Origin of the sequence: Bifidobacterium jacchi, from assembly GCF_009078285.1 — a bacterium.
GTDB lineage: Bacteria > Actinomycetota > Actinomycetes > Actinomycetales > Bifidobacteriaceae > Bifidobacterium > Bifidobacterium jacchi.
Window position 1 is genome coordinate 1 of the sequence record NZ_RQSP01000068.1, and the last position, 7,287, is coordinate 7,287.

General features: G+C 55.4%; 5 protein-coding genes. All 5 read left to right on the forward strand.

Going from position 1 to position 7,287, the window contains the following annotated elements; all coding sequences use genetic code 11:
* Nucleotides 1-382 (forward strand): hypothetical protein (locus EHS19_RS11115; RefSeq protein WP_206666360.1); only part of this gene is annotated, 382 nt, incomplete at its 5' end.
* 182 nt (nucleotides 383-564) lie between these two features.
* Nucleotides 565-2,838, forward strand: a complete 2,274-nt coding sequence (locus EHS19_RS10145) for an N-6 DNA methylase (protein WP_175578428.1) — start codon at nucleotides 565-567, stop codon at nucleotides 2,836-2,838.
* Nucleotides 2,835-4,556, forward strand: coding sequence for a type I restriction-modification system subunit M (locus EHS19_RS10150; RefSeq protein ID WP_151917646.1), 1,722 nt, complete (start codon nucleotides 2,835-2,837; stop codon nucleotides 4,554-4,556). The genes EHS19_RS10145 and EHS19_RS10150 overlap by 4 nt, the downstream gene beginning before the upstream one ends.
* 70 nt (nucleotides 4,557-4,626) lie before the next feature.
* Entirely contained in the window at nucleotides 4,627-5,934 is a 1,308-nt protein-coding gene (locus EHS19_RS10155; RefSeq protein ID WP_151917647.1) for a restriction endonuclease subunit S, read from the forward strand.
* A gap of 2 nt (nucleotides 5,935-5,936) precedes the next feature.
* A partial coding sequence (locus tag EHS19_RS10160; protein WP_175578429.1) for a type I restriction endonuclease occupies nucleotides 5,937-7,287 on the forward strand: 1,351 nt, incomplete at its 3' end.

The window sequence follows — 7,287 nt, forward strand, 5'->3', positions numbered from 1 at the left end:
TGATGAATCCACGAATACCAATATGACCGCAAAACGGTCAGACTCATTCCAGCTCAAAGCGCCTGCCTTGGGGCTTTCTCTGAGGCATATCTTGCAGTTGTGTGTACCACCGGACATGCACACGGCGATAAGACCTCCAAGCAACAAACCTACAATCGTTGAAATTCCGCCATTATGCAACGCCAATGGCATGGCGGGAACCGCCCATATTCCCGTGATCTCCAGCCACCGGTACACACAACTGCAAGATACCGCCTTTTTTCAGGGGCATCATGGCGGGCATCATGGCGGACGTCTCGATCTTCACCGTGATTATCGCCGACAAGACAGGGATTCCAATCCAAGCATTACGCACTGCAGAGACCCCATAACGGGACAGTAGCTATCTGAAGGTCATACATACTTGAAATCACTTGCTTTTGCCAACTTGTCGCAAGTACCAGCACCCACAAGACATATCTTTCGTGAATCATATTCACATATTTACGGCGTGTCTCTCTTGTGATTGTCATAAACTCAATTGTGAACATGGTACACAATTCAATTGATTGTGAAGGTGGAACAATGCCAGCAAACGAACACGCAGCATCCACGCAGACGCCGTTCGAGACCGACAACTTGCTGACCTCCGCGGACATCGCCCGCATGGCTCAGGTGCGTCCTTCGGCGGTATCGAATTGGCGAAGCCGCGACAACAAGCATTTCCCACAGCCCGTAGAATCCAGGGACGGACGTCCGCTCTTCGACTACGACGAAGTGGCGACATGGCTAAAGGCCAATGGCATCGCTTTCAAAGACACTCGTCTAGAGCAGGCCGCATGGTCGTTTTTCGACCAATGGCGAGGCAAGTCCGATCCGGTAACCATGGCCTCCATACTACTGTGGGCTGCTTGCCTGGCATCCACAGCGCAGAATTCCACCGCCGCAAAAAGCGACTGGGGTACGCTGCTCAACGCCACCGGCACTGCGTCCGCAGATGAAATCCTCACCCGGTGCAGGAATCTCACACATTCATTGATCGAGCATAGCGCCAAAATCCAAGAAGACAACGGCAAAAACAGCACTCTCGCACTCGCCTTGGCCGAACCCAAGGAACTGAAGCTACTGGAATCGACGAAATTGGCCGAACTGCTGACATTTGTCGACACCCTCGTGGCCAAGGGCAAGGAGACGACGGACAGGCTGTGCTCATTGATTCTGGAGACGAGCATCATTCGTCAAGGCCGCATGAACGGCGCGCTCGGACGTCCGAACTCGCCCGCTTCTGCCCTATTGGCAAAGATGGCCGTCTCACACTTGGACGCCCATATACCCGGCGGCAAGGAGAATGTATCCGTTTACGATTCTGCATGCGGAATCCTCGAGGATTGCCTGCGCTTCCACGAATTCTCCGCCGAAAGCCACCACAGCCGCAGCACCCCGGCAGTCACGTTCCATTGCGCGGATAATGACGCCGAAGGCGCCGTGATCGCAGCCCGCCGATTCATACTAGCCGACATCTGCAACGCCACCGCCGAAATCGTTGTCGGCGATTCGCTCGCCACAGACCCATACCCGTTCGTCCGCTCGGATGTCGTGATGTTGGAACCGCCTTTCGGTTTGCGCTTCAATCCGGACAACGCGGACGCTCGATGGCGCTACGGGCTGCCTTCAAGATTTGATTCGTCAATGATGTGGGTCGAGGACGCGCTGGCCCATCTGGCCCAGAACGGCCGCGCGTTCGTAGTGACTTCCGCCAAGCCGTTATGCAGCCCCGGCGAATCCGCCATCAGACGCGCCCTTATCGCAGCCGGCTGCGTGGAGGCCATCATCGCCTTGCCTGCGCACCTGTACATCGATACGGGCATCCCCACCTATCTCTGGGTGTTGTCCGCACCAGACAAAAACCGCGACACCGTGACTATGATCAGCGTCGGCGATGGAAGCAGCATATACGAAAGCGAAGGAGAGATTCCTTCATGGATGCGCGCTCCTCTGCAATGGTTCGCCCGCAACGCTCGCTCCCATGCGGCGACCCCGTTCGCAGCCAATGCGCTTCGGGATCTCCATATCGTCACGCGCACAGTGCGTTCCATTGACATCCTAGGTATGGAGCAGGTCTCGCTGCTGCCATCCGATTGGCTGCTCCACGCGCAACGCGATCCCAAGGAGATCGCCCGCATGTATCAGAAGACTCTCGACGATATCGAATCATCTGCGGAAAAGGCTCTCGAAGCGGGGCAAGCCATCAAGGAATTCACCTCCCAGCCAATGGACTACCGCGACACCAACGTGCTTCAGCTTGGCGATATCGCCACGATACGCGCCGGCTCCGCAATTGTACAGGGAGAGAAGGGAGCGGACGATGGCATCATAACCCTGCGTCATGTACGCGAAGGCATCCTGCCATCCACGGATCCGCAAGCTGCGACCCCACAAGACGAAAAAAGCAATGACCGCATCACCGAACCGGGCGATATCCTCCTGACCGCAATCGGAGAGATTCGTTCCATGGTGGACGCGACCGGAGGTCATCGAGTGGATCGTAGAGTCAACATCGTTCGCGTGGACAAACAGCAGTGGGATTCCGAATATGTGGCGCTGATGCTTGAGGGCAACTGGAACACCGTGTTCCTGCAAGGTTCCGCGATTCGCCATGTGCGCCCCGCCCGCCTTGAGGTGCCAGCGCTGCCCTTGGAACAGCAGCATCGGATTGCGGCGCTTACGAGAGCGCACCTGGCATTCAAGATGCAGACCGAAGCCCTTGGCCGACTGCTCGGCATGGTTGCGGACGCCGCACGATACGGTGCCGCGATTGGTAATGTGGAAGAATCAATGACGAAGGAAGAACACTCATGAACCATCAGTCGATTGTCTCGTTTATCTGGGCTGTGGCCGATCTGCTGCGCGGCGACTACAAACAGCATGAGTATGGCGATATCATCCTGCCGTTCACGGTGCTGCGACGTCTTGATTGCGTGCTGGCCGGCACGAAGGAGCAGGTGCTGGCGGCGAAGGAAATGACCTCCGGCATGGTGGATGATCTCGCCAAGATTAAGCTGACGCAGACTTCCGGTTTCTCGTTCTATAACACGAGCAAGTACACGATGGACAAGCTGCGCGCCGATCCAGGCAATATCGCGGAGAATCTGAGCGACTATGTGCGCGGTTTCTCGTCGGATGCGCTGGACGTGTTCGAGAAATTCGATTTCTACGCTCGAATCGACTCTCTGCAGGCAAACAATCTGCTATTTCAGATTGTCGACAAGTTCTGCACGGTCGATCTTGGCCCGGAAACAGTGAGCGATGTCGAGATGGGCAACATCTATGAGAACCTGTTGCGTCGCTTCTCCGAGATGTCGAACGAGACGGCCGGCGAGCATTTCAGTCCGCGCGACGGCGTGGAGCTGGCGGTGGATCTGCTAATCTCGGGGGCTTCGGCCGACTTGTCCCAAGACGGCAAGGTAGTGAACGTGTACGACCCATGTGCCGGTACGGGCGGCGCGTTGTCGATTTTCAAGGACCGGGTGAACGAGTACTACCCGAACGCCGATGTGTTCTGCTATGGGCAGGAGCTGAACGCGGCCACGTTCGCCACTTGCAAAGCGGACATGCTGCTGCGCGGCGGTGATGCAAGGAATATCGCATTCGGCAACACGCTGACCGAACCCGCATTTCCTGATGTGCAATTCGGCTATCAGGTTTCGAATCCGCCATATGGCGTGGATTGGAAGAAGTCGAAAAGCATAGTGGAGGCCGAATATAAGAACGAGGGATTCAAGGGCCGGTTCGGCGCCGGATTGCCTCGTGTGAGCGACGGACAGCTGCTGTTCATCGAGCATATGGTCTCGAAGATGCGCCCCGTGAAAGATGGAGGCGGACGTATCGCCGTGTTCATGAACGGTTCTCCCCTGTTTACCGGCGCTGCCGGCTCCGGCGAAAGCGACATCCGCAAATGGCTGCTGCATGATCTTGACCTGGTGGAAGCGATAGTGGCGATGCCGAACGATTTCTTCTATAACACGGGCATCGCCACATACATCTGGGTGATGAACAACAACAAGCCCACGGAACGGCGACGCAAAGTGCAGCTCATCAACGCGAACGGCGTGTTCACTAAAATGCGCAAGTCCTTGGGCTCGAAGCGCAACGAGCTGAGCGGCGAGCAGATTCGCGCCATCGTGCAGGAGTACAACGCGTTCGAGGAGACGAAGACCTCGAAGACCTTCGACGTGGATGACTTCGGATACACGACCGTGACCGTGGAGCGTCCGCTGCGAGACGAGCATGGCGATATCGTGACCGACCGCAAAGGCAATCCGAAGCCGGATTCCTCGCTGCGCGACACCGAGAACATTCCGTTGAAGCAGGATATCGACGAGTATTTCGAACGCGAGGTGAAACCGTACGCACCCGACGCGTGGATGGACCGGAAGAAGGACAAGGTGGGCTACGAGATTCCGTTCACCCGCTACTTCTACGAGTACACGCCGCTGCGCCCGTCTGCGGCGATTCTCGATGACATCCGCTCGCTGGAGGCATCCATCGCCGACAGTCTCGCGAAGGTGGGGTTGTGATGGACATGACCGAGAATAAATCGTCAGAAGCCTCTGACGATTTGCGAGCGCTGCTGGAGAACAAGGAATCATGACCATGCTCACATACAGTAAATACAAGGATTCCGGCGTCGATTGGATTGGTGAGATTCCGGAAGGGTGGAAGACCATTATGAGCGGAGCCATTTTCCTCGATTCCAAAGAAAGAGGAATTTCCTCAGACGAGGTGCTATCTTCCACACAGAATGATGGCGTTATTCCCAAGCGAATGCTGGAATCCGTCGTGCAAAACGCCGAAGACGCTGATCTTTCTTCATTCAAGAAAGTTCGCGTCAACGACGGAATCATTAGTCTGAGATCCTTCCAAGGTGGAATTGAGTTCAACGAACGTTATGAGGGGAAAATCACTCCCGCATATACGGTCATTAGATCAAGAAAAACCGAATGCATTGCATTCTTTAAGTACCTATTAAAAAGCAAGCAATATATCGCCATGCTTGATGCGAATACATCCGGTATTCGCCAAGGAAAAACTATCCGATATCAGGACTTCAAAACTATTCCGTTGCCTTATCCAAGTGCAATAGAACAGCAGGCCATCGCCAATTATCTGGATGAGAAGACGGCGGCGATTGATGCGGCGATGGCGGATATCGAACGGTCGATTGAGCTGTTGAACGAGTACCGTCAGTCCGTCATCTCCGAAGCCGTCACCAAAGGCCTTGACCACGACGCGCCCATGAAGGACTCCGGCATCAACTGGATTGGTGACATTCCTCTGCAGTGGACTGTCACCAAAATCATCAATCTTGCCACAAGAAAAAGCGGTCATACCCCCGACAAAAAGAAGGAAGAATACTGGCAAAATGGAGATATCGTCTGGATTTCTCTTGCCGACTCTCCAGCTTTAAGAAAGCATCATTATGTCAGCGAAAGTAACACGATGACAAATATGGAGGGAATCAATCACTCATCAGCAGAATTACTGCCGCCGGGCACGGTTCTGCTATCTCGTGATGCTTCTATCGGCCTCACTGCCATTGCCGCTACAGAACTAGCCGTCTCACAGCACTTTATGGCTTATATCTGTGGACCGAAGTTATATAACGAATATCTCTACTACACATTCGAGAGCATGCAACAAGAACTCAATCGACTTAGCATGGGATCGACCATACCGACCATAGGACTCCCTCTGATTCATGGTTTGCGCATTCCTGTACCACCGATTGAGGAACAGCATGAAATCGTCGACTGTCTGCAACACAAGCTGAACGAGCTTGATTCCCTCATCGCCCAGAAGCAATCCCTAATTGTCCGGTTGAAGGAATATAGGTCATCGCTCATCAGTGAGTGCGTGACCGGCAAAGTCAAAGTACCCGGAGTGAAAGAAGACTAATCATGGCTGTCAAACCGACCCGCAGCATGGGCGAGCGCACGTTCCAGAACCACGTCATCGACGGATTCGAGCAGCAAGGCTACACCTATGTGCCGCAGTCGCAGATGGACCAGAACTTCAATCGCGAGACGGCTATCGACGAGCCGACCCTTCTGGAGTTCCTCGCCGACACCCAGCCGAAGGAGGTCGACAAGGTCGAACGGCAGTACGGCGGGCGTTGGGGCGAACAGGTCATCAAACGCATCGAGCAGGTCATCGCGGACAAGGGCCTGCTCTGGGCGCTGCGCAATCAGATCGAGATGGCTCCGGGAGCCAAGTTCAAGCTCCTCTACTTCAAGCCGAAGAACGATCTGAACCAGACCGCAGTGGAGCATTATCACGCGAACCGCTTCCAAGTCACCGAAGAGTTCCATTACGGCACGATGAAGGACGATCTGAACAACCGCATCGACGTGGTGCTGCTCGTCAACGGGTTCCCGCTGGTCACCATCGAATTGAAGAACCATCAGACCGGACAGACGTTCTGCAACGCCATCAAACAGTACATGACCGACCGCAACCCGAAGGAGCAGATCTTCCAGCCCGATCTTAGGTCGCTCGTGCACTTCGCAGTCGATGCGGACGACGTGTTCATGACCACATGGCTCAACGGCAAGGAAACCAAGTTCGTGCCCTCCAACCGGGGCAACGGCAAGGCCGGCGGCGGCAATCCCCCAGCGGAACCGGGCAAGTTCGGCACATCCTACCTGTGGGAGGAAGTACTCACGCCGGATTCTCTGCTGGACATCGTCGAACGGTTCGTGCAGATCACCTACCACGAGAAAGACAAGAACGGCAAGAAGATCACACGTAAGGTGCGTTCCGCAATGAAGGCGATGATCTTCCCCCGCTACCATCAGCTGCGCGCGGTTCGCAGACTGATCAAGGCCACACAGGAGCAGGGGCCGGGGCATAACTATCTCATCCAGCATTCGGCCGGTTCCGGCAAGTCGTATTCGATTGGCTGGCTCGCCTATCATCTCGCATCCCTGACGCAGAGTGACGGCAGTTCGTTCTTCAATTCGGTGATCGTGCTGGTGGACCGTGTGGTACTTGACGAACAGCTGCAGGGCACCATCATGAACATGCCGCACCCTCGGGGCATGGTCGCCATCGCCAAGGATTCTGCAGGGCTTCGCGACGCCGTCAATGCCGGTTCCCGCATCATCATCTCCACCATCCAGAAGTTCCCGTACATCTACAATCAGACCGATACCTCCGGCCGTACGTTCGCCGTCATCATCGACGAGGCGCATTCGTCCCAAAGCGGCGAGGCGCATCGCAAAACCAAGCAGGCCCTCGGCGACCACACTG